Raw genomic sequence first — 22,741 nt, 5'->3', positions numbered from 1 at the left:
CTTGCCCCGCGGCGTGTCCTCGCCGCCCGCCTCCCGGCCCGTGTCCCGCTCCACGTCCCGACCCACTCGTCCGTCCTCCTCCCGGGCATGGCCGAAACCCGTTCTTGTTAAGCGGACAGCTGTCCACTAAATTACCCCGGTAACGGACAACCGTCCGCTTCGGTGCATCGTAGCGGTGGCCCCGGACGGCGCGGGAGGGGCGGGCGTGCCCGTGCCCGCGAGTGGCCGACGCCGGTGCCCCCGGCCCGTTGACGAGCTTCCACCCGTCGCCCCTCTGACCGTTTCCCATTCGTCCGCCCCCGAGGGCCCGTCCGGCCTGCACGGATCCGCGAAGGAAGGCTGCTCATGGTTCCCCCGACGTCCAGCAGCGTCACCCTGAACATCAACGGCGAGAAGCACACGCTGTCCGTCGATCACCGCACCAGCCTGCTCGACGCCCTGCGCGAGCGCCTCGATCTGACCGGCACCAAGAAGGGCTGCGACCAGGGGCAGTGCGGTGCCTGCACCGTCCTGGTGGACGGCCGCCGCACCGTGTCCTGCCTGCAACTGGCCGTGGCGGCGGAGGACCGGGAGATCACCACCGTGGAAGGCCTCGCCGAGGGGGAGCGACTGCACCCCGTGCAGCAGGCCTTCCTCGACCTGGACGGCTTCCAGTGCGGCTACTGCACGCCCGGTCAGATCTGTTCCGCGGTCGCCGTCATCGAGGAGCACGCCGCGGGCTGGCCCAGCGCGGTCACCGACGACGTGCGGCCCGAAGCGGGACCGCCTCCGCTGACCCCGCGGGAAATCCGCGAACGGATGAGCGGCAACCTGTGCCGCTGTGGCGCCTACGTCTCGATCGTCGAGGCCGTCGCCCGCGCCGCCGCCGAACGCACCGAGGCCACCGAGGAGGCCGCCGCATGAGGGAGTTCGACTACCGGCGCGCCGACGACGTCCCGGGCGCGGTCGCCCTGCTCGACGCCGACCCCGACGCCCGCTACCTCGGCGGCGGAACCAACCTCGTCGACCTGATGAGGACCGGCGTCGAACGCCCCGCGCGACTCGTCGACGTACGCCGGCTCCCGCTGGACCGGATCGAGCCGACCGATGACGGAGGGCTGCGCATCGGCGCCACCGTCACCAACAGCGACCTCGCCGCCCACCCCGAGGTCCGCCGCCGCTACCCGGCGCTGACCGAGGCGGTGCTCGCCGGAGCCTCCGGGCAGCTGCGCAACATGGCCACCGTGGGCGGGAACCTGCTCCAGCGCACCCGCTGCGGCTACTTCGCCGACGTGACCAAGCCCTGCAACAAGCGGCTCCCCGGCAGCGGTTGCCCCGCCGTCGAGGGCGAGCACCACAACCACGCCGTCCTGGGAGCCACTGAGCACTGCGTCGCCGTCCACCCCTCCGACATGGGGGTGGCACTGACCGCGTTCGACGCCGTCGTCTCCTATCAGACAGCCGAAGGTCCGGGCGAGTCGGCCTTCGCCGACTTCTATCTGCCCGTCGGTGACACCCCCCACCGGGAGACCGTGCTGCCCCGGGGCGCGCTCGTCACCGGCATCACGCTGCCCCCCGTGCCGTCGGCCGCCCGCTCCCGCTACCGCAAGGTGCGCGAACGCGCCTCGTACGCCTTCGCGATCGGCTCGGTCGCCGCCGCCCTCGACGTCAGCAACGGCGTCGTACGCGAGGCGCGGCTCGCCCTCGGCGCCGTCGCGTCCCGGCCCTGGCGGGCGCACGCCGCCGAACGCGTCCTCAACGGGGCCCCGGCATCCGCCGACTACTTCGCCGCGGCCGCCGACGCCGAACTGGCCGCCGCCCGGCCGCTGCCCGGCAACGCGTACAAGGTGACCCTCATGCGCAACCTCATGGTGGCCGTCCTGTCCGAACTCGCCGAGGAGGCCGCCCGATGACCGTCACCACGACCGGCACGGAGGCCGGCCCCGCCCATGCCACCACGGCCGTCACCACGACCGTGACCGGCGCCGTCGGCACCGCGCACACGCGCGTGGAGGGCCGCGACAAGGTGACCGGAGCCGCCCGGTACGCGGGGGAGATCCCCTTCGCCGACCTCGCCCACGGCTGGCTGGTGCTGTCCACCGTCGCCCGCGGCCGGATCGACACCGTCGAGGCCGGTCCCGTCCTGGCCATGCCGGGCGTCCTCACCGTGCTGCACCACGGGAACGCCCCGCGCCTCCACCTCGACTACATCGGCATGCTGGGCACCCCGCCGGACCCGACCGCCGCCGTTTTCCAGAACGACCGCGTCCCGCACGCGGGATGGCCCGTCGCGCTCGTCGTCGCCGAGAGCTCCGAGCAGGCCCGCGAGGCGGCCGAAGCCCTTGTCGTGACCTACGAACAGGAGCCGCACGACATCGAGTTCAGGGGCGACCGCCCCGACGCGTTCGCCCTGGACGGGCACATGCCCGCAGTGACCGAGAAGGGCGACCTGGACGCCGAACTCGCCGCCTCCGCCCACGTCGTGGACGTCGAGTACACCACCCCCGAAGAGCACCACGCCATGATGGAGCCGCACGCGGCGACCGCCCGGTGGGACGGCGGGCGGCTCGACGTCGTCGACTCCAACCAGGGCACCACCTGGGTCGCCGACGAACTCTCCCGGATGTTCTCCCTCGACGCGTCCGCCGTGCGGGTGCGCTCCGAACACGTCGGCGGCGGCTTCGGCAGCAAGGGCCTGCGCGCCCACCAGGTGTCCGCCGTCATGGCGGCGACCGCGCTGCGGCGCCCGGTCCGCGTGGTCCTGACCCGCCGCCAGATGTTCTCGCTCACCGGCTACCGCAGCCCCACCGCCCAGCGCATCAGGCTCGGGGCCGACGCCGACGGGCGGCTGCGCGCCCTGGAACACCGCTCGCTCAGCCAGACCTCGACGGTCTGGGACTTCGTCGAGCCCAGCGCCGGAGTGGCCCGGGTGATGTACGACGCCCCCGCCCACCGCACCGCGAACGAGGCGGTGCGGCTCGACGTGCCGTCGCCGACCTGGATGCGCGCGCCGGGCGAGGCCCCGGGCGCGTTCGCCCTGGAGGCGGCGCTCGACGAACTCGCCGAGCGGTGCGGCGTCGACCCGATCGAACTGCGCCTGCGCAACGAACCCGAACGGGGCCCGGTCTCCGGGATGCCGTTCAGCGGACACCAGCTCGCCGCCTGCTTCCGGGAGGGTGCCCGGCGCTTCGGCTGGGCCGGCCGCGACCCGCGCCCCGGCCTGCGCCGGGAGGGCGACCTGCTGATCGGCACGGGCACGGCCGCCGCGTCCTTCCCCGCGGGAGCCGGTCCCTCCACGGCCGCGGTGACGGCGGAGGCGGACGGCACCTTCACCGTGCGGATCGCGGCGGCCGACATCGGCACCGGGGCCCGTACCGCGCTCACCCTGGTCGCCGCCGACGCGCTCCGGGTGGCGCCCGCGCGGATCCGGATGCGGATCGGCGACAGCGACTTCGGCCCCGCGATGATCGCCGGCGGTTCCACCGGCACCCGCTCCTGGGCCTGGGCGATCACCGTCGCGGCCGACGAACTGCGCGAACGCCTGGCGGGGGAGGCCGGCATTCCGGCCGAGGGCGTCACTGTACGCTCCGACACCACCGCGGCCCTCGGAGCCCTGGCGCAGAAGGAACGGCACTCCTTCGGGGCGCAGTTCGCGGAGGTCGCCGTGGACGTCGCCACCGGCGAGGTGCGGGTGCGCCGCATGCTCGGCGTGTTCGCCGCGGGCCGGATCGTCAACCCGCTCACCGCGCGCGGCCAGCTCGTCGGCGGGATGGTCTGGGGCATCTCCATGGCCCTGCACGAGGAAGGGATCCGCGACCGGGTCTCGGGCGGCCACTACGGCGGCGACCTCGCGGGCTACCACATCGCCACGAACGCCGACGTACCGGTCGTCGAGGCGGACTGGGTCGACGACCCGGACCCCGACGACCCGGTCGGCATCAAGGGCATCGGCGAGGTCGGCATCGTGGGGGCCGCGGCGGCCATAGCCAACGCGGTCTGGCACGCGACCGGTGTGCGGCACCGGAACCTTCCCATCCGGCCGGACCGGGTCCTCACCGCGGGCGGACCGCGTGTTTGACATCGCCGGTGAGCTGCACCAATGGCTCACCGAGGGCCGGGAGTTCGCCGTCGCCACCGTGGTGTCCGTCAGCGGCAGCGCGCCGCGCGGTCCCGGCGCCGCCCTCGCCGTCGACCGCGAGGGCACGGTGATCGGCTCGGTCTCGGGCGGCTGCGTCGAGGGCGCGGTCCACGAACTGTGCCTCGAGGCGCTCGCCGACGGCGGAACGCGGGTCCAGCGGTTCGGATACAGCGACGAGGACGCCTTCGCGGTCGGTCTGACCTGCGGCGGGATCATCGACATCAGGGTCACCCCGGTCGGCGCGCACGCCCCTGCCCGCGAGGTGCTGCGGGCGGCCCTGTCCGCGGTGGTCCGCGGTGAGCCGGTGGCGCTCGCCCGGATCGTCCGGGGCCCGGCCGAGACGCTCGGCGGGGCGCTCCTGGTCCGCCCCGACGGGTCGTACGAGGGCCACCTCGCCGGCCGTCCCGAGCTGGACCGGACGGCGGCGGCCGAGGCACGGGCCCTGCTGGACGGCGGCCGCACCGGCACCGTGGGCGTCTCGGCGGACGGATCGCGCTGCCCCGGCGGGGTGACCCTGTTCGTGGAGACGTCGCAGCCGCCGCCCCGCATGATCGTCTTCGGCGCGGTCGACTTCGCCGCGGCTCTGGTACGGGCCGGCAAGTTCCTCGGCTACCACGTGACCGTCTGCGACGCCCGGCCGGTGTTCGCCACCCGGGCCCGGTTCCCGGGGGCGGACGAGATCGTGGTCGACTGGCCGCACCGCTACCTGCGGACCGCGGCCACCGACGGGCGCACGGTGCTGTGCGTCCTCACCCACGACGCCAAGTTCGACGTCCCCCTGCTGACGGAGGCGCTGGCGATGCCGGTGGCGTTCGTCGGGGCGATGGGATCACGCCGTACCCACGCCGACCGGCAGCGGCGGCTGCGCGAGGCGGGCGTGGGCGAGCGGGAGCTGGCCCGGCTCAGGTCGCCGATCGGGCTGGACCTCGGGGCGCGCACGCCGGAGGAGACCGCCCTGTCCATCGCGGCGGAGATCGTCGCGACCCTGCGGGGCGGCACGGGCGCGCCGCTGACCGGCGTACGGACGCCGATCCACCACGAGGAACGGGCCGGGGCGGGGGTCTGAGCCGAGGCCGGGAGGGAGAGCCGCCGGGCCGGCTCTCCCTCCCGGGACCACACCCGCCCGCCCCCACGGCCAAGGGGCCGGAGCCGTCGTCGGTACGGCTCCGGCCCCCCGGGCCACGGATCGGGCGCTCCTGGCGCCGAAGGCGTCAGGCAGCGGCCGGCGCGGCGGCGTGGCCCTTCAGGCGGGCGATGACCTCGGTCAGCTGCTCCGCGACCTCGGTGTCGTCGGCGGGGTGGAGCTCGGCGAAGCGGGTCACGGAGCCGGGGATGGAGAGCTTGATGTCCTCGATCACCTTGCCGCCCGCGATACCGAGGGCCTTGCGGGCCTCGTCCTGCGCCCAGACGCCGCCGTACTGGCCGTAAGCGGTGCCGATCACGGCGACGGGCTTGTCGCCGAGGGCGGCGGCGCCGAACGGGCGGGACAGCCAGTCGATGGCGTTCTTCAGCACGGCCGGAGTCGTGCCGTTGTACTCGGGCGAGAAGAGCAGCAGGGCGTCGGCGCCGGACACGGCCTCGCGCAGCCGGCCGGCGGCGGCCGGCACGGTGCCCTCGACGTCGATGTCCTCGTTGTAGAACGGGATCTCCGCGAGGCCCTCGTAGACCACGACCTCGGAGCCCTCGGGAGCGAGCTTGACCGCGGCTTCCGCGAGCTGACGGTTGTGCGAACCGGCGCGAAGGCTCCCGACGAGGGCGAGAACGCGAACAGACATGAGAACTCCTGAGGGGGGTGGAAAGTCAAGGGGACGGCGCGGCGAAACATTGCCGCAACAATCCGGACCGGGGTCCGGTTACGTTTCTAGCATCCCAACCGGACCGCGGTCCAGTTTCTTCCCGATGCTTTACGCTGGCTTCATGTCCGCCGTCCCGCCGCCCGCCCCGACGCCCCAGCAGCCCCTCGAGCCGCTGGAGTTGCCGCAACTCGGTGTCGAGATCGATGAGCCCTGCCTGCGGGCCGACGCCGCGCGCAACCGCGCACGCCTGCTGGAGGCGGCCGCCCTGCTGGTGGCGGAGCGCGGCGCGGACGGTCTGACCATGGAGGCGGTCGCCGCGGCGGCCCAGGTGGGCAAGGGGACGGTCTTCCGGCGCTTCGGCGACCGCACCGGACTGCTGACGGCACTGCTCGACCACTCCGAGAAGAAGTTCCAGGCCGCCTTCCTCTCCGGCCCCCCGCCGCTGGGACCGGGCGCGCCGCCCGTGGAGCGGCTGCGGGCCTTCGGCGTCGTCATGCTGCGCCGCACCGTCGACGAACTGGATCTCCAGCTCGCCGCCGAACCCTGCGCCGACCGCCGCTTCACCAACCCGCCCCGCCGGGTACGGCACCACCACGTGACGCTGCTGCTGCGCGAGGTCGTCCCGGAGGCGGACTGCGAGCTCCTCGCCCACACCCTGATGGCGCCGCTCGACCCCGCGCTGGTGCACCACCTGACCCGGCAGTGCGCAATGCCGCTGTCGCGACTCGAATCCGCGTGGGTGGACCTCATCGACCGCGTGACGGGACCCGCGGTTCCCGCACCCTGACCGCCGAGGACACGGTTCCCCTCCCGGCCCGCGACCCTCAGGACCGTCCTGAACTGGGGCGGAAGCGGGACCCCGCGCTCTCAACTCCCCCGGACAACAGGCCCGTTCGTGCTTCTGCAAAGATGCCTCAGTCATGGTGCAGATACCGAACCCGTCCGCCCCCGCAGCCACCGCACCGACGCGCCCCGCGCCCCAAGGTGCCGTTCCCCCGCAATCCGTGCCCCCGCCCCGTGCGCCCACGAACCCCCTGTCCGCGGGGGCGGTGCCCACGAGCGCCGACGTGGCCCGCCTGGCCGGCGTCTCGCGCGCGACCGTCTCCTACGTCCTGAACAATGCCGACGCCGTCCGGATCAGCGAGCCCACCCGCCGCCGTGTCCGCGAGGCCGCCAGAGAACTCGGGTACGTGCCGCACGCGGCGGCGCGCAGCTTACGCGCCGGGCACAGCCGCATGGTGCTGATGCCCGCCCCCGCCTTCCCGGTCGGCCCGGTCTACAGCCAGTTCATCAACGATCTCCAGGTGGCTCTCGGTCGCCTCGACTACACCGTCGTGCAGTACGGCACCGTCGGCGTGCACGACGACGAGGCCGCCCGCGCCTGGGCCGAGCTGCGTCCCGTGGCCGTGCTGGTGCCCGGCTCGGGACTCGGCCCCCGGGGCGTCGCCGTGCTCAAACGCTCCGGCGCGCGTGCCGTGGTCACCCTCGGCCCGGAAACCGTCGAGGGCGCGCACGCCCTGCTCATGGACCACGACGTCGTCGGCCACAGCGCCGGCGCGCACCTGTTCGACCAGGGACGGCGCCGTATCGGTGTCGTCGTTCCGCGCGAGTCCGGTCTGGAGGCGTTCTCCGCGCCCCGCCTCGCGGGAGTGCGTGCGGCCCTGCGCGGCACCGGCGCCACCGTCACCGAACTGGCCCTCGCCCACGACGAGGGCGCCGCCGCGCGGCTCGCCGCCCGATGGCGCGACCTCGGCCTCGACGCCGTGTTCACGTACAACGACGAGTACGCGATGCTGCTGATGCGGGCGCTGCAGGACGCCGGCGTCCGCGTCCCCGAGGAGACGGCCGTGGTCGGCGCCGACAACCTCATGCTGGGCCGGCTGCTACGGCCCCGGCTGACCACTGTCCACCTCGACCTGCCGTCCGGCACCGAGCTCGCCGCACTCGTCGACCGCGCGGTGCGCGACCCGGCCGCCGCTCCCGAGGCGCACAAGGTGCTGGGCGCGTCGGTGATCCGGCGCGAATCCGGCTGACGCGGGCCGACGCGGGTCGCCGCCGGGTGGTGCGGGGCGGGCGGACATGCGGCACGCGATCCCATCGTCGGATGACGGGGGAGCCGGATCACGCCGGAGGGAGGGCGCCGAGGCACCGGTACGGCACGCCCCGCGCTTCTATGCTGCGTGACTAGGATGTTGCGTGGTCAACCATTTGGTACGCGTAAGGACAGCCGGAGCCGGGGCGATCACTCACCCCGGCTCTGGGCGTCCGCCTTGCCGTCGCCCTGCGCCGCCTGCTGCTCGGCGATGGACTTGCGGACCTCGTCCATGTCCAGCTTCCGGGCCTGCCCGATGACGTCCGCCAGCGCGGCCTCGGGCAGCGCGCCCGGCTGCGCGAACACGGCCACCTGATCGCGGACGATCATCAGCGTCGGGATCGACTGGATGTTGAAGGCCGCGGCCAGCTCCGGCTGCGCCTCCGTGTCCACCTTGCCGAACACCAGGTCCGGGTTCTCCGCCGCCGCCTTGTCGTACACCGGCGCGAACTGACGGCACGGCCCGCACCAGGACGCCCAGAAGTCGATCAGAACGAACTCGTTCTCCGTGACCAACTGGTCGAAGTTCTCCTTGGTGAGCTCCACAGTGCTGCTCATCGTCTCTGTCTCTCTTCCTGATAGCGGGGCGAGCCGTGGGTACAACCACGGCCGGCCGGTCACGTATTCCGCGCCCCTACCCATGTGGCCACCACGCACACCACCCACCAGACTGGCGTCATGACGCAGACGCAAGCGGAATCGCCGGAATCGGAAGCCCTCGGCTACGACGTCGTCGTACTCGGCGCCGGGCCCGTCGGGGAGAACGTCGCCGACCGCACCCGAGCGGCGGGACTCTCCACCGCGATCGTGGAGAGCGAACTCGTGGGCGGCGAGTGCTCCTACTGGGCGTGCATGCCCAGCAAAGCCCTGCTGCGGCCCGTCCTCGCCCGGGCCGACGCCCGCCGCCTCCCCGGCTTGAGCGCGTCGGTGCAGGGGCCGCTCGACGCGGACGCGGTCCTGGCCCGCCGCAACGAGTACACCTCCCAGTGGAAGGACGACGGCCAGGTCCAGTGGCTCGAGTCCGTCGGCGTCGACCTCCACCGCGGCGTCGGCCGGCTCACCGGCCCGCGCGAGGTGACCGTCACCGCCCCCGACGGAACGCGGCGCGTCCTCACCGCCCGGCACGCCGTCGCCGTCTGCACCGGCAGCCGCGCACTGCTGCCCGGCCTGCCCGGACTCGACGAGGTCGCGCCGTGGACCAGCAGGGAGGCCACCAGCGCTCAGGCCGTGCCCGGCAGGCTGATCGTGGTCGGCGGCGGTGTCGTCGCCACCGAGATGGCCACGGCGTGGCAGGGACTCGGCTCCCGGATCACGCTGCTGGTACGGGGCAAGGGCCTGCTGGCACGCATGGAGCCCTTCGCCGGGGAACTGGTCGCCGAGGCGCTCACCGAGGCCGGCGCGGACATCCGTACCGGCACCTCCGCCACCTCGGTGACCAGGGAGAACGGTGTCGTCGTGGTCGTCACCGACACGGGCGAGCGGATCGAGGCCGACGAGATCCTCTTCGCCACCGGCCGGGCCCCGCGCACCGACGACATCGGCCTGGAGACCGTCGGTCTGGAACCCGGCTCCTGGCTCACCGTGAACGACAGCCTCCAGGTGACCGGCCAGGACTGGCTCTACGCGGTCGGCGACGTCAACAAGCGTGCCCTGCTCACCCATCAGGGCAAGTACCAGGCCCGTATCGCCGGCGCGGCCATCGCCGCCAGGGCCGCGGGGGAGCCGGTGGCCGACCGGGCCTGGGGCGCGCACGCCGCCACCGCCGACCACGACGCCGTCCCCCAGGTCGTGTTCACCGATCCGGAGGCGGCCGCAGTGGGCCTCTCCCTGGCCGAGGCGGAGGAAGCGGGGCACCGCGTCCGCGCCGTCGACGTCGACCTGGCCTCGGTCGCCGGCGCCGGACTGTACGGCGAGGGCTACACGGGCCGCGCCCGTATGGTCGTCGACCTCGAGAGCGAGACCCTGCGCGGCGTCACCTTCGTCGGCCCCGGCGTGGGCGAACTCCTCCACTCGGCCACCGTCGCGGTGGCCGCCCAGGTGCCGGTCGCCCGCCTGTGGCACGCGGTCCCGTCGTACCCGACGATCAGCGAGGTGTGGCTCCGGCTGCTGGAGGCGTACCGGGACGCCTGAGGGCCCGGAGGGGCGGGCGGGACGGGGGTTTCCTCCGCCCCGCCCGTGCCCGGTCACGGCAGTTCGAAGCCCAGCGCCCGCGCTGCCTCCTCCGGGGTCGGCTGTGCCCAGTGCTCCGCCACCGCCTGATGGGACGACAGCGAGCGAGGTTCCGCCCGGTCGAGGTAGAGCGTGCCGTCGAGGTGGTCCGTCTCGTGCTGCACGATCCGGGCGGGCCAGCCGCCGAACACCTCGTCCACCGCCCGCCCGTGCTCGTCCTGCCCGGTCAGCCGCACCTCGGCGTGCCGCGCCACCACCGCCTGGTACCCGGGGACGCTCAGGCACCCCTCGAAGAACGCCGCCCGCCCGCCGCCGACCGGCGCGCAGACCGGATTGACCAGCACCCGGAACGGCTGCCGCACCCGCCCGCGCGCCACCGCCACCTCCTCCGTGACGGGCGCCGGATCCTCGATCACCGCGATCCGCAGTCCCACCCCGACCTGCGGCGCTGCCAGCCCGACCCCCGGCGCGGCGTGCATGGTGACCCGCAGCGCCTCGACGAACCGGGCCAGCAGCGCGGGCTCCAACTGGCCGTCGAAGGGGTCGGACGCCTGCCGCAGCACCGGGTCCCCGGCCGCGACGATGGGCAACGGCCCGTCACCGGAGAGGAGTTGCTCGACCTGCTCGGCCAGGGGTGCACGATCGTTCGGAGTTCCCATCGCGTCAGGATGCCATGCGCCCGGCGGACCGCCGCCGTCATGGGTGACGCAGCTCACACGGGCGTCCCGGGAACTCGGCGCCCCGCCGCCCCGACCACTGGAGCAGCACCACGGCCGCCAAGACGCCCTCGGGAGAAGCCCACCGATGACCACCGCCCCCTCGACCAGCGCGGACGAGGCCACCCGACCCCCCACCCCCGCACGGCAGAGATCCGGCTGGAGCACCCTGCGCCCCCTGATCCTGCGCCTGCACTTCTACGCGGGCGTGGTGGTGGCCCCGTTCCTGCTCGTCGCCGCCCTCACCGGCCTGCTGTACGCCGCTTCCTTCCAGGCCGAGAAGATCGTCTACGACCATGAGCTGACCGTCTCCGTCGGCGACCGTGAACTGCCCCTCTCCGAACAGGTCGCCGCCGCCCGCAAGGCCCACCCCGAAGGCACGGTGTCCGCGATACGCCCCTCGCCCGAGGCGGGCGCGACGACCAGGGTGATGCTGTCCGGCGTGGCGGACGTGGACCCGAACCACACCCTCGCCGTGTTCGTCGACCCGTACACCGGGGAGGTGCGCGGTGCGCTGGAGCAGTACGGTTCCAGCGGCGCGCTGCCGCTGCGCACCTGGATCGACGAGTTCCACCGCGACCTGCACCTCGGCGAGACGGGCCGCCTCTACAGCGAGTTCGCGGCCAGCTGGCTGTGGGTGATCGCCGGCGGCGGCCTGGTGCTCTGGTTCTCCCGCCGCCGCGCCCTGCGGAAAATCCGCGGCACCAGCGGCCGACGGCGCACCCTGGGTCTGCACGGCGGCATCGGCGCCTGGGCCGCGGTCGGCTTTGTCTTCCTCTCCGCGACCGGGCTGACCTGGTCCACGTACACCGGCGCCAACATCGCCGACCTGCGCGCCTCGCTCGGCCAGGAGACGCCCGCGGTGTCGGCCGCGGCGGGCGGCGAACACGCGGAGCACGGGACGGCCGGCGGCGCCGGGGGCGACGCGGCGCACGGGGTCGGTCTCGACCGGGTCCTCGCGGCGGCGCGGGCCGAGCGGCTCGACAACCCGGTGGAGATCGTCCCGCCCGCCGACGCGGCCTCCGCGTATGTCGTGAAGCAGATCCAGCGCAGCTGGCCCGAGAAGCAGGACGCCGTCGCCGTCGAACCGGCCACCGGCCAGGTCACCGACGTCGTGCGGTGGGCCGACTACCCGGTGCTCGCCAAACTCAGCCGCTGGGGCATCGACCTGCACACCGGCAGCCTCTTCGGCCTGCCCAACCAGATCGCGCTGATGCTGCTCGCGGCCTCCCTGGTCCTGCTGATCCTGTGGGGCTACCGCATGTGGTGGCAGCGCGGCCGGGGCTCGTCCTTCGGCCGGCCGATCCCACGCGGCGCCTGGCAGCAGGTCCCGCCGTACATCCTCGTCCCGCTGCTGGCGGTGATCGCCGTACTCGGCTACTTCGTTCCGCTCCTCGGCATCCCGCTGGCCGCCTTCCTCGCCGTCGACATCGTCCTCGGGGAGATCGCACACCGGCGGGGCCGGAAGAACGGAGGAGGCGGGGGAACCGGGGAAGTCGGGGGAGCCGAGGGCGGCGAACCGGCCGGGGCGGTGCGGACGCCGTAGCCGGAGCGCACCCCCGGAGCGCACCCCCGGATCGAACCGCACGGGATCGAACCGCACGGGATCGAACCGCACGCGCGCCGGTGCCCGGCCTCCCTCTCGGGGAGAACCGGGCACCGGCGCGCGTGACATCACCGCGCAGGGTCGGGCCAAGCCAAGGCTCGCCGCCTACACGGGGTCGAGCTCGCGGTCGACGCCGCCGTCGAAGTCGCCCGCCAGCGCGGCGGCGATCCGCAGGTGGGACTTCGCCTCCTCGCTCCGCCCCTGCCGCTCCAGGGTGCGGCCGAGCATCAGCCGGGCGTAGTGCTCCACCGGGTCGCGTTCCACGATGACGCGCAACTCTGCCTCGGCGCGACGCAGTTGGGCCGAGTGGTAGTAGGAACGCGCCAGCAGCAGCCGCGGCCCGGTCTGCTCCGGCACCTCCTCGACCAGCCCGCCCAGGACACGCGCCGCGGCGGCGTAGTCCTTGGCGTCGAAGAACAGCCCGGCACGCTCCCAGCGCTCGGCCGGGGTTCCGTGGTCGTAGTAGTACGTGGTGTCCACTCGTGACCTCCTTCGATGCCGACAACGGACGGGGTTGCTTGAATATTCCACTACTGGTTCGGGGTGGCTGCCGCTGCGGCCAGCTCCCGATCGGCCCGCTCGGTGACGAGCGCCAGTACCCGTCCGGCGACCACGAGTTCATCGGAGGGAATGCCGGCGTAGATCCTGGCGGCCATTGCCTTGGTCTCGGCGGACGTCGTGTCGTGCAGCTTCCTCCCGGCGTCCGTGAGCCGCACCAGGGAATGCTCGTCCGGGGTCAGCAGCCCCGCGGTGATCAGCCCGTCGACCACGCCGTCCGCCTCCGGGCGGCCGGTCTTCAGGGCGCCGACGACGTCCCCGGCCAGACGGGCGCGGTTGACCGGACCCTCGGCCACGGCGACGAGCCGGAGCGTCACCGACTGCTGGAAGGAGATGCCGTGGCGGGCCAGCACGCTCTCCAGGACGGCGCGGCTCGCGTAGTGGGCGAGGCCGATGGCGCGGCCGTCGACCGGGGGTGCGGTGGTGGTCATGACTGCTCCGTTTCGTGAGCGTCGGCATGGTCGCCGGCGGTGTTCGCCGACGCGGCGAGGGGCGTGCCGAGGAGGGTCGTCAGGTCGCGGGTGAACGCGCGGGTGCGCGGGCCGTCGAGGGGCTCCAGCAACTGCTCAAGGAGCACGTGAACGACGTCGATCGCCCGGCGGGCGACCTCGGTACCCCGCTCCGTGAGCGCCAGTTGCATGGCGCGCGGGTCGCGCGGGTCCCGGGTGCGTTCGAGGAGGCCGGCGGCTTCCAGGGCGCGGGCGAGCTTCGACACGTAGAGTGCTTCGAGTCCCGTGTGGTCGGCGAGCTGGCGCTGGCTGGGCCGTTCTCCGGCACGTCCCATCCCGTACAGCGAAGCGACCAGCGAGTACTGCGCGTGGGTCAGCCCCAGCGGGGCCACCGCGCGGTCGACCGCGACGCACCACTTCATGGACAGGCGCCAGACCAGGAACCCGGGCGTCGCGCCTTCGGGCGCCGAATGTACCGAACTCATGAGCCGATACAGTACATGGCGACTATAGCCATGGCTACTGAATTCGTCGTCCTCCTTACTGCTGCAACGCCTCCCGTCACCTCCCGTCACCTCCCGTCGCCTCCCGCGTGGCGCGGCGCCTGATGGGCGCGTTGCCCCGCGGGGCTAAGTTGTGCGGCATGAGCAATCTTGAGCGGGAGGCCGTGCCGTCCCTGTGCGGTGGGCGCGGCTTCGTGGTGGCAGAGCCGGTACGTGAACTTCTCAGTCCCCGGAAGGTCAAGCTCGGAGAGTCCAGCGAGGTCCGGCGGCTGCTGCCGAACCTGGGTCGGCGCATGGTCGGCGCTTGGTGCTTCGTCGACCACTACGGTCCCGACGACATCGCCGACGAGCCCGGCATGCAGGTGGCACCGCACCCGCACATGGGTCTGCAGACGGTGAGCTGGCTGCACCAGGGCGAGGTCCTGCACCGCGACTCCACGGGCAGCCTCCAGATGATCCGCCCGCGCGAACTGGGCTTGATGACCTCGGGCCGGGCGATCAGCCACTCCGAGGAGAGCCCCCGCTCGCACGCCCGCTTCCTGCACGGCGCCCAGCTCTGGGTCGCCCTCCCGGACGGACGCCGCCACACCGACCCCCACTTCGAGCACCACGCCGACCTCCCGGTCGTCACGGCGCAGGGCGTCGACGCCACACTCATCCTCGGCAGCCTCGACGGCGCCACCTCGCCCGGCACGGCGTACACCCCGATCGTCGGTGCCGACCTGTCCCTGTCCGACGGCGCGGACGTCCGCCTGCCCCTGGAGCGCGACTTCGAGTACGCGGTCCTCGCGATGTCCGGCGAGGTCCACGTGGACGGCGTGCCGGTGCTCCCGGGCTCGATGCTCTACCTCGGCTGCGGCCGCGACGAACTCCCGCTGCGCGCCGAGTCCGACGCGTCCGTGATGCTCCTGGGCGGCGAGCCGTTCGAGGAAGAGCTGATCATGTTCTGGAACTGGATCGGCCGGACCCAGGAGGAGATCGAACAGGCCCGCCGGGACTGGATGGAGGGCACACGGTTCGGGGAGGTGAAGGGGTACGACGGGGCTCCGCTGCCGGCCCCCGAGCTGCCGCCGGTGCCGCTGAAGCCGCGCGGAAGGGTACGTTGACCTGCGGAAACGGCTGATTGGTTGGTGACGGGCGGGCGACTCGCCGTCGTGTTTTGTCTCCCGTCCCTCCAACGCGTGCGAGAGGGCGGCTGGACGTGCTGCAGGTCCTATGCGCGGGGCCAGGCGATTCCACGGTGTGTCCGTCTGTGGGGAGCTGTGGCAGGACTCTTGCTAACCCTACTGATGAGTCATCAGATGTCGGCGGAGGTTCGTCTCGTACCTTCGCGGCGGTGTAGTGGTCATCGCCGCTTGGGTGACCACCGCACGGATGCTGACCTGGCGGGTGGCTGAGTCACACTCCGGTGCGGGAACTCAGTACTCGGCCTGTCGGCTTGTGGGAATTCGACAAGGCGTGAGTGGCCGTAGGGGTGAGCGCTCTTGGCCCTGCTCCTGGGAGGGGGTGTCGTGGCGGAGTGCTCCCAGCAGGTTCTTCGTTTGCTGGTAGCGCGGCGCTTGCGTGTCTCTGGCCTGTGTCGATGCCGTAAGTTGCTCCTGATGTGGCTTCGTTGGCCCATCAATGGTCCGGATCTTGGCTTCTCGCATCCACCGGCGAGGGCGAGAACTCCGGGCCCGGCTACAACCGATGGGGGACGGCGAGACATCTTCGCGTGCTTGGGGCCCTGTGGTGCGGCGGGAAGGACGGCGCTCAAGGGGATGCGCCTACGGCGCGTGCCGGTACCACATGGCACATGTCGTAGAAGCTGTCCACGGGTGCCCAGTTGATCCAGGGTGAGCGCGTAAGTCCAGGCCAGAGCCCTGTGGCGTGAGTACGTCCGCGGGGTTGGTGACCCGCCCGTGATCGCTCGTGACAGGTGAGGACCCACGTCGGCTTGCTCCGGTGGGAGTCCTGCGTGGACGGGGATCTGATACGACGACGCCCCGCCGGGCAAGCCGACACGGGGCTCCGGCGCTGTTCGGGAGCGCTTCATGTGAGGGCCGGCGTGTTGAGGCGCGCACGCGTGAGTGCCACGTAGAGGGCACGATGGTCTGCCTCCGCAGGGTCGAGGCCGAGCCCCCGGGCGCGAGATGTCTGCGGTGCTCAGTTTCATGGCCACCGTGTTCCAGGTAGAGCTGACGACTTCCAAAACCCACCAGCCGTACTCGGTCACCAGCGGGGCAGTGCCAGAATCTGAGCGGCGGACTCTTCTTCAAGGGCCAGTCGGCCCCTGGGAGCGATAGATGGCCCACTGTGGCAGAGCGCTGGTTCTGTCCAGTGAGCTTCCGAGAGGGGGCGTTGTCGGTGGGTGCTGGCAGAGTGCGTGCATGACGGACAGCGAGAGTGCCCGCATGGCGCGGATCCTGAGCGGGTTGTCGGCAGTGGCTCAAGAACTGCTGTTGGAGACGGACTGGGCTTCTCACCGGCACGCCTACGGCTCCGGTGAGGACATACCAGTCTCCCTGTGCTCCCTCGTGGACGAGGATGCCGAGGTGCGGTCCGAGGCGTTGGCCGCATTGGACATGGGTGTGCTGCATCAGGGCTCGCTGTACACGGTCACCGCGCCCGCGGCGCTGTTCGTCGCCGCGATCCTCGACCATCCCATGGGCCTCGCCGAGTACGAGGGACACTTCCCGTGGGACGACGGGCCGCCGCGCAGCTTGCGGGCCGCTCTGCTCGGCTGGCTGGGCCAGGTGGCTGAGTCAGCTGCCTACGGGGAGGATCCGGCGCGGGACCGAGCCAACTGGGAGTGGCAGCCCTGGCACGAGGACTCGCGAGGCGAGCGCGACCCCGACGAGCTTGCCGCACTGCAAGCGTGCCGGGACATCCGGCCCGCCCTGTACGACGCCGTCGAGCCGTTCCTCTCCTCCTCCGACCCCCACGTCTGTGAGACCGCGCTCGGCGCCGCAATGCCGCTCCTTTCCGCCCCGGCCCTTGGTGACCGCGTACCGCGCGCCGCCGCGCTGCTGCGGGCCCGGCTGGGCAGCATGACGGGCCGGCGGGAGCGAGCCGCCGTGGCGCGGGCGCTGAGTCTTTGGGGGATGGACACCTCCGACCTGCTCGCCGACTCCGACCCGGCCGTGCGGGTCTGCGCTGCGCTCGGTCCCGTCCGAGTCGATCGGCCCCGCGCTCTCGCCGTGCTCCTCGACGCGCTGCGGGACCCCCGCACGACAGACGGATGGTTCCCCGAGCCGCTGTGTGGGGTCGACGGGTGGTTCCGGTTCACCGTGCTGCGTTCCGCGCTCGATCTGGCCGCATCGTTCGAGGAGGTGGCACCGGTGGCCACCGCCATGGTGGCCGCCGGCCACAGGTCCATCGTCGACAACGAACGCGGGCCGATCCTGTTCAGGGCCTTCCCCGCCGGCTACAACCCGACCCACTCGCTCACCTCCGCCCAACGCGCCCTGCTGCGGGCGTTCGTGGACACCGACGAGGCCACGGGCAGCATCAGCGGCAACTGGTTGTGGTTCCGCGCGGCCGGGCTGCCAGAGAACCGGGAGGGCATCGCTGCGTTGCTGTGACACGGCCCGCCACCGCACCCCGTACCCATGACGTTCCCCGCCTGAGGCTGAGCATCGAAGTTGGCCCTTGAGTATTCCGGTTGGTCCCTGTACACGATGGTTGGCCCCGTGTGAGCGGCTGGTTCATCCGGGGAGTGGTTTCCGGTGGGCCGCTGGGTCCCGTCATGATCGAGTTCCGGGGTTCAAAGGTGGGGGTGTGGTGTGAAGGACTGGCGGACCGATCCGACGTTCGCGATGTGCCGGGAAGTGGCGGACGGGGCAGACCTGGCCTTGTTCTCGGGCGGCCCGTTCGACGTGCGGGCGGTGGTGGCCGGCATCCTGCCCGAACTCCGGCAGGGCTTGGACCTCGATTCCGTCCCGTGGGGGAACTTCCCTCATGGGCACGACGCCCGAAAGGCCTTTCATCTCCTGCGTGCTGACGGCGAACCGGGCGTGGACACGACGGGTGTGCTGTCGGGCCTGTGCGCCAATGACAGCCGAGCCGCTGCCGCCCTCGCCGTGCCGTTCCTCATCCCCCTGGCCATCGACGTCCATCACTCACACCGCGCCGCCGTTCTCGCTGTACTCTCCGGCCCCGCCCGTGCCCGGCACCACGGCGTCGCCTCCCGCGAAGAACTTCTCCTCCATCGCAACGACCCCCGACGCCATGCCCCCGACACCCACGACGGCTACGGCTACGAGGTGACCGGCTACCCGGCCGGCTGGTCGGTGGCTGCCGCCCGAGCTGCGATCACCACAGACGCCTCCGCACTCCTGCCCCTTCTCGGAGACTCCGACCCCACCGTCCGCGTTGCCGCCGCCTACGTCCTGGCGACCGCAGCCGACCCCGGCCACATCATCCGGACCGCCTTGGCCAACAGATTCGCCGCCGAAGGCGACGCCATGGTCCGCGCCGCCCTGCTCCTGGCCACCGCCGAGATCACCCGGGCCCACCCGCACCCGCCGACCGTCACGTGGCTGCGTGAACGGTGGCACGACGGGACGGAAGCCCCCGAAGCCCGCCTGGCGGCGGCGGTCGGCTGGCTCTGCCTCACCGAGCAATCAGCACCCGTGGAGCTCCGCCGGACCGTCGACGCCCTCGCCGACGACGAGCGCGCACACGCCATGGAGGCCCTGCCATGGATGAACGCCGCCTCCGGCACCAACGAACCAGGACTTCTGCGCTGCAGACGCTGCATGCTTCACCCAGAAGAACCCGATCCGGAAGCGGCCCTCTGGGACTCCCTGTTCTGAATCCGGGCCCTCATTCCGGCGCACGGGCAAACGCCCGGATCAGGGGGGAACCGGTACACCACCTCCCCGGACGTGACCCGGACCGGCTACCCATGCCCTGAACCTTCAACCGGCGTTCCCTGAGAGGCCATTTGGGGTACATCACCGTCACCGACGATCCTGGCCCGGCCACACGGGGAGAACGCAGGTATCAGGGGGAGAACGCAGGTGCCCGAGAACAGACCCGCTGCCGAAGAGCCGTGGTTGACCGTTACCAGACCCCCGCGCCGCCACCTGCGCAGAGCGCTGGCGGCGGCGCTGCCCGTCCCGGTCATCGGGCTGGTTCTGCTCGTGGCCTCCGGGAACCTGCTGCTGCCGGTGCGGCCGGTGGTCACCATCGAGGCCAAGATGGCCTCCAAGAGGGACTTCTTCCAGGACCCCGAAGTCGAGCGGCTGCTCATGAAGCACGGCTTCCGCGTGCACATCACGAACATGGGCTCGCGTGAGATCGCCAAGCAGGACTACGACGGATACGACGTCGTCTTTCCCTCCGGCCAGCCGGCCGCCGACCTGATCAGCCGGGAACGCGCCCGGGCGAACCGTCCGGTGCTGCTGTACCGCCCCTTCGTCAGCCCCATCGTGCTGGCCACCTACCGGGACTACGCCGAGGTGCTCGAGGCGGAAGGCGCCACGGGGCGCCTGCCGGACTCGGGCGGCCCGCCGATGTACTACACCCTCGACATGCGGAAATTCCTCGACCTCGCGCTCGGCAAGAGGAAGGGCGTCCAGCGTGATCCAGAGGACGGTTACCGCTGGGACGAGATCGACGACAAGAACCACGTCCGCAACGGCAACAAGATCCTCGCCCAGACCTCGGACGTCTGCGAGGCCAACTCCGCCGGCACCTACCTCGGGCTCGTGGCCTTCGTCGAGCACGGGAACGACGCACCGGACAGCGAGGCCGAGGCCGAGCAACTCGCCCGGAAGATCAAGCCGCTCCTCGTCGAACAGGGCCTGCCGTCCTCCGAACGGGCCGAAACGTATCTGTCCCCCGACGGGCAGGGCATCGCCCCGATCTCGGTGATCTACGAGCACCAGTTCCTCGCCCATCAGCTACGGCACAAGGCGCAGAAGGGCGAGACCGACGACGAGCGCGTCCTGCTCTACCCGTCCACGCGCTTCGTCACCGAACCCCAACTCGTCGCGCTGACCGGCGACGGCGCGCGGCTTGGCGAACTGGTCAGCGAGGACCCCGAACTCCAGCACCGTGCCATGGAGCTGGGCTTCCGGGCCCGCAGCGCCGGCAGCGGTGCGAGCAGCGACGAACTCACCCGGTTCCTCACCGAGCGGCAGATCCCGGTGCCCACCACCTCCTCCGACGACACCCGCGCGGTCCTGCCCAGCCTGCCCCTGCTGGAGAAGATGATCGAGATCGTCGGCGAGTGCCCGGACAGGACCGGCAGCCAGTGAAGCGCGGTGCGGGCCTGCTGGCACTCTGCCTGGCGCTCGTCGCCACCTTCCTCACCGCCTGCTCGGGCGACACCCGCGACGACACGGTCCGGCTGCGCGTCCTCGCCAGCCCCGATCTCGCCGTACTGGGCCCGCTGCTGAGCGAGTTGAAGGACGAGACCGGCGTCGACCTGCGCCTGTACCACCGGGCTGACGCCGAGACCAAGACCCCGGACCGCGACCGCTACGACCTCGCGTGGCTGTCCTCCGACCACTATCTGCGTCTCACCGACAGACACGCGATCCGAGGGCTGCAGCGCACGGCCACCATGACGTCCCCCGTCGTCATCGGCCTGAAGCCGGATGTGGCACGTGAGCTTCGTGCCCGGGTGCCCGGCTCCCGGCTCACCTGGGCGGACATCGCGGATGCTGCCGCCGCCGGCACCGTTCGCTTCGGCATGGCCGACCCCCGGCACGCCGGCAGCGGGCTCGCTGCCCTCGTCGGCGTCGCCACCGCCGCGGCCGGCACCGGAGCGGCGCTACGCCCCGAGGACGTCTCTTGCGACCGGCTGCGCGGCTTCCGCTCCGGCCAGGCCCTCACCGCCGACACCGGCCCCGCCCTCATCGACACCTACGTCGACCACCAGGACGAGGCCAACGCCCTCATCACGTACGAGTCCGATCTGCTCACCCTCAACGCTTCCGGCCGCCTCGACGACCACCTGGAGGTCATTCGCCCCGAGGACGGCATGGTCCTGGCGGACTTCCCGCTGCTCCTGCTGAACCCGGCCCACCGCGCCGCGTACGACAAGGTCACGAAGTGGCTGCGGCGTGACTCGGTGCAGCGGCACATCATGCGGCACACGGTGCGCCGCCCCGTGACCACGACGGTCACCCGGGACGCGCGGCTGCGCGAACCGGTCGGCAACGCCCTCTTCTACCCCGACCAACCGGCCGTCATCGAAACGCTGTTGGCGGACTACGGCGACCCCGACCGCCGCACCGCGAGCCAGGTGGTCTTCCTACTCGACTTCTCCGGCTCGATGCGCGGCGCCCGCATGGCCGCCCTGCGTGAGGCCTTCGCCGGACTCAGCGGCGCGGACCCCTCCGCCTCCGGCAAGTTCACCCGCTTCTACCGAGGCGAGCGACTGACCGTCGTCCGGTTCGGCGGCCGGGTGCTGGAGCAGACGACCGTCACCGTCACCGGCCCGAAGGATCTGACCGCCCTCGCAGGCACCGTCGTCCGGGGCGGCTACGGCGACGCCACCGCCGTATGGTCCGCCCTCGACCACGGCTACCGCACCGCAGCCCTCGAACTGGCCGCCGACCCCGACCGCTCCGTCTCGCTCGTCTTGATGACGGACGGCGAGAACAACGCGGGCCTGTCCTACGCCGAGTTCGTACGCCGCCACAAGGAACTGCCCGCCGCCGTGCGCGCCACCGTCCCCACCTACCCCGTCCACTTCGGCGAGGCCAACGCAGGCGAACTGCGGCGCGCGGCGGCGAGGACGGGCGGACGGATGGTGGAAGCCGCCGACTCGTCCCTTTCCGAGGCTTTCAAGGAGATCCGTGGCTGTCACTGACGCACTGTGGTGGAGCCTTTGGTGGCCGTGGATGACGGTCTGGCTAGTGACGGCCGCCGGCGCGGTGGTGCTCGCGGTGACCCTGGTGCGCCATGCCCGACAGCGGCGCAGGCACCTGCGCCGCTGGCAGTCGGCGTACAGCATCTGCCTGTACCTCGACGAGCAGGCCGTGATGGACCTGTACGAACTCGGCAACTACCGGTCCGCGCTGGAGGAGGCCGTCGAACTGCGGACGAAGGTCGACACGAGCGTCGGCTTCTGGAGCCGGATGCTGACGTGGCTGTTCCGGTTCCGGCTGAAGCGGGACGTCAGCCAGGAGACGTTCCGCAAGTTCGTGCGCAAGGACAAACCGATCAATGTGATCGGCGTGGTCATGGAGGCCTTCGACCGGGCCGACGCCATCGTCCACGCCGACCTGATCACACTGACCGTCGTCCCGAACCGGAACCTCGCCGACAACCTGGCCGACGGCCGTGCGGTGACCCTGAGCCGCATCGGCGAATTCGTCTCGGTCAAAGGCATGTTCTCGCGCGTGCCGACCGTGACGGAGGGATTTGTCCTGCGGGCCGAGTACGGCGACGAGCAGCCTCCCGTCTACATGCGCGTCGTAGCTCCCGGGAACGCGCGCCGCTCCATCCCGGACGGCACGTTCACGGCCCGCTGCCTCGGCAAGATGACCGGCTGGCGGGAGGACACCCGCGAGGTGACGCTGGAGGCGATCGCGATCTTCTGGTGACCGCCGCTCACCGGGAATTCATGTCCTTCACCGCCGCGAAGCACAACGCCTTTGGGGGCGTCTGTGGCAGTGGAACGCCTGGCGGCCGGCGAGGGGTACGAGGGCGGCGGGTAAGTGCTCGTGGATGAACGTGAGGGCGCTGAACGGTCGGCAGCTTCGAACGCGCGCAGACAAAACAATGGACGCAAATGG

Annotated in this window: 20 protein-coding genes; 14 read left to right on the top strand and 6 right to left on the bottom strand. The window is 72.0% G+C overall.

What is annotated here, in order from left to right:
- Positions 1-345: 345 nt before the first annotated feature.
- Genes OHB56_RS05130 through OHB56_RS05115 form a run of 4 tightly spaced genes read left to right on the top strand, consistent with a single transcriptional unit; the run spans position 346 to position 5,183 of the window.
- The gene (locus OHB56_RS05130) at positions 346-903 is read left to right on the top strand and encodes a 2Fe-2S iron-sulfur cluster-binding protein (RefSeq protein WP_406351865.1); all 558 of its coding nucleotides are present in this window, start codon (positions 346-348) and stop codon (positions 901-903) included.
- Positions 900-1,892 carry an FAD binding domain-containing protein gene (locus tag OHB56_RS05125; protein WP_406351863.1) on the top strand — a complete coding sequence of 331 codons (993 nt, stop codon included), beginning with the start codon at positions 900-902 and terminating at the stop codon, positions 1,890-1,892. Before OHB56_RS05130 ends, OHB56_RS05125 begins: the two co-directional genes overlap by 4 nt.
- Positions 1,889-4,057: a xanthine dehydrogenase family protein molybdopterin-binding subunit gene (locus OHB56_RS05120; protein ID WP_406351861.1), complete on the top strand. Its 2,169-nt coding sequence runs from the start codon at positions 1,889-1,891 to the stop codon at positions 4,055-4,057. Before OHB56_RS05125 ends, OHB56_RS05120 begins: the two co-directional genes overlap by 4 nt.
- On the top strand, positions 4,050-5,183 hold the full coding sequence (locus tag OHB56_RS05115) for an XdhC family protein (protein ID WP_406351859.1): 1,134 nt from the start codon (positions 4,050-4,052) through the stop codon (positions 5,181-5,183). The genes OHB56_RS05120 and OHB56_RS05115 overlap by 8 nt, the downstream gene beginning before the upstream one ends.
- 145 nt (positions 5,184-5,328) lie before the next feature.
- Here OHB56_RS05115 and OHB56_RS05110 read toward each other — a convergent pair whose 3' ends face one another.
- Positions 5,329-5,892 (bottom strand): NADPH-dependent FMN reductase, encoded by a 564-nt coding sequence (locus OHB56_RS05110; protein WP_326756327.1) that lies wholly within the window; start codon positions 5,890-5,892, stop codon positions 5,329-5,331.
- A 142-nt stretch (positions 5,893-6,034) separates the two neighbouring features.
- Here OHB56_RS05110 and OHB56_RS05105 point away from each other — a divergent pair, with 142 nt between their 5' ends.
- Together OHB56_RS05105 and OHB56_RS05100 are read left to right on the top strand one after the other, a co-directional pair.
- Positions 6,035-6,700, top strand: a complete 666-nt coding sequence (locus tag OHB56_RS05105; protein WP_406351857.1) for a TetR/AcrR family transcriptional regulator — start codon at positions 6,035-6,037, stop codon at positions 6,698-6,700.
- Between the two features lie 133 nt (positions 6,701-6,833).
- Complete coding sequence (locus OHB56_RS05100; RefSeq protein ID WP_406351855.1) at positions 6,834-7,946, top strand: LacI family DNA-binding transcriptional regulator; 1,113 nt, start codon at positions 6,834-6,836, stop codon at positions 7,944-7,946.
- Positions 7,947-8,155: 209 nt separating this feature from the next.
- Here OHB56_RS05100 and trxA read toward each other — a convergent pair whose 3' ends face one another.
- Complete coding sequence (gene trxA / locus OHB56_RS05095) at positions 8,156-8,563, bottom strand: thioredoxin (protein ID WP_326756329.1); 408 nt, start codon at positions 8,561-8,563, stop codon at positions 8,156-8,158.
- 120 nt (positions 8,564-8,683) lie between these two features.
- Between trxA and OHB56_RS05090 the strand changes: the two genes are divergently transcribed.
- On the top strand, positions 8,684-10,135 hold the full coding sequence (locus OHB56_RS05090; protein WP_326756330.1) for an NAD(P)/FAD-dependent oxidoreductase: 1,452 nt from the start codon (positions 8,684-8,686) through the stop codon (positions 10,133-10,135).
- A gap of 53 nt (positions 10,136-10,188) precedes the next feature.
- Here the strand turns inward: OHB56_RS05090 and OHB56_RS05085 are convergent, their stop codons facing one another.
- Positions 10,189-10,833, bottom strand: coding sequence for a peptide deformylase (locus OHB56_RS05085; RefSeq protein WP_326756331.1), 645 nt, complete (start codon positions 10,831-10,833; stop codon positions 10,189-10,191).
- Between the two features lie 145 nt (positions 10,834-10,978).
- Between OHB56_RS05085 and OHB56_RS05080 the strand changes: the two genes are divergently transcribed.
- Positions 10,979-12,436 (top strand): PepSY-associated TM helix domain-containing protein, encoded by a 1,458-nt coding sequence (locus tag OHB56_RS05080; protein ID WP_406351852.1) that lies wholly within the window; start codon positions 10,979-10,981, stop codon positions 12,434-12,436.
- A 165-nt stretch (positions 12,437-12,601) separates the two neighbouring features.
- On the opposite strand, the gene OHB56_RS05075 is transcribed toward OHB56_RS05080, so the two are convergent.
- Genes OHB56_RS05075 through OHB56_RS05065 form a run of 3 tightly spaced genes read right to left on the bottom strand, consistent with a single transcriptional unit; the run spans position 12,602 to position 13,988 of the window.
- A complete protein-coding gene (locus OHB56_RS05075; RefSeq protein WP_326756333.1) occupies positions 12,602-12,976 on the bottom strand; it encodes a tetratricopeptide repeat protein in 375 nt (124 codons plus the stop codon).
- 50 nt (positions 12,977-13,026) lie between these two features.
- Positions 13,027-13,485: a MarR family winged helix-turn-helix transcriptional regulator gene (locus OHB56_RS05070; RefSeq protein WP_406351850.1), complete on the bottom strand. Its 459-nt coding sequence runs from the start codon at positions 13,483-13,485 to the stop codon at positions 13,027-13,029.
- Positions 13,482-13,988 carry a MarR family winged helix-turn-helix transcriptional regulator gene (locus tag OHB56_RS05065; RefSeq protein WP_406351848.1) on the bottom strand — a complete coding sequence of 169 codons (507 nt, stop codon included), beginning with the start codon at positions 13,986-13,988 and terminating at the stop codon, positions 13,482-13,484. The genes OHB56_RS05070 and OHB56_RS05065 overlap by 4 nt, the downstream gene beginning before the upstream one ends.
- Positions 13,989-14,146: 158 nt before the next feature.
- Between OHB56_RS05065 and OHB56_RS05060 the strand changes: the two genes are divergently transcribed.
- The 6 genes from OHB56_RS05060 to OHB56_RS05035 all read left to right on the top strand — a co-directional run bounded on the left by OHB56_RS05060 (position 14,147) and on the right by OHB56_RS05035 (position 22,549).
- On the top strand, positions 14,147-15,112 hold the full coding sequence (locus OHB56_RS05060; protein ID WP_406351846.1) for a pirin family protein: 966 nt from the start codon (positions 14,147-14,149) through the stop codon (positions 15,110-15,112).
- Between the two features lie 1,263 nt (positions 15,113-16,375).
- Entirely contained in the window at positions 16,376-17,569 is a 1,194-nt protein-coding gene (locus OHB56_RS05055) for a hypothetical protein (RefSeq protein ID WP_406351844.1), read from the top strand.
- 201 nt (positions 17,570-17,770) lie between these two features.
- Positions 17,771-18,802: a hypothetical protein gene (locus tag OHB56_RS05050; protein ID WP_326756338.1), complete on the top strand. Its 1,032-nt coding sequence runs from the start codon at positions 17,771-17,773 to the stop codon at positions 18,800-18,802.
- Positions 18,803-19,045: 243 nt separating this feature from the next.
- Positions 19,046-20,251: a hypothetical protein gene (locus OHB56_RS05045; RefSeq protein ID WP_406351842.1), complete on the top strand. Its 1,206-nt coding sequence runs from the start codon at positions 19,046-19,048 to the stop codon at positions 20,249-20,251.
- A complete protein-coding gene (locus OHB56_RS05040) occupies positions 20,224-21,813 on the top strand; it encodes a vWA domain-containing protein (protein WP_326756340.1) in 1,590 nt (529 codons plus the stop codon). The genes OHB56_RS05045 and OHB56_RS05040 overlap by 28 nt, the downstream gene beginning before the upstream one ends.
- Positions 21,800-22,549 (top strand): hypothetical protein, encoded by a 750-nt coding sequence (locus tag OHB56_RS05035; protein ID WP_326756341.1) that lies wholly within the window; start codon positions 21,800-21,802, stop codon positions 22,547-22,549. The genes OHB56_RS05040 and OHB56_RS05035 overlap by 14 nt, the downstream gene beginning before the upstream one ends.
- Positions 22,550-22,741 lie beyond the last annotated feature (192 nt).

Source organism: Streptomyces sp. NBC_01635 (assembly GCF_045209715.1).
Taxonomy (GTDB): domain Bacteria; phylum Actinomycetota; class Actinomycetes; order Streptomycetales; family Streptomycetaceae; genus Streptomyces; species Streptomyces hirsutus.
Note: the sequence above shows the minus strand (reverse complement) of the source record. Positions and strands in the feature narration are given on the sequence as shown.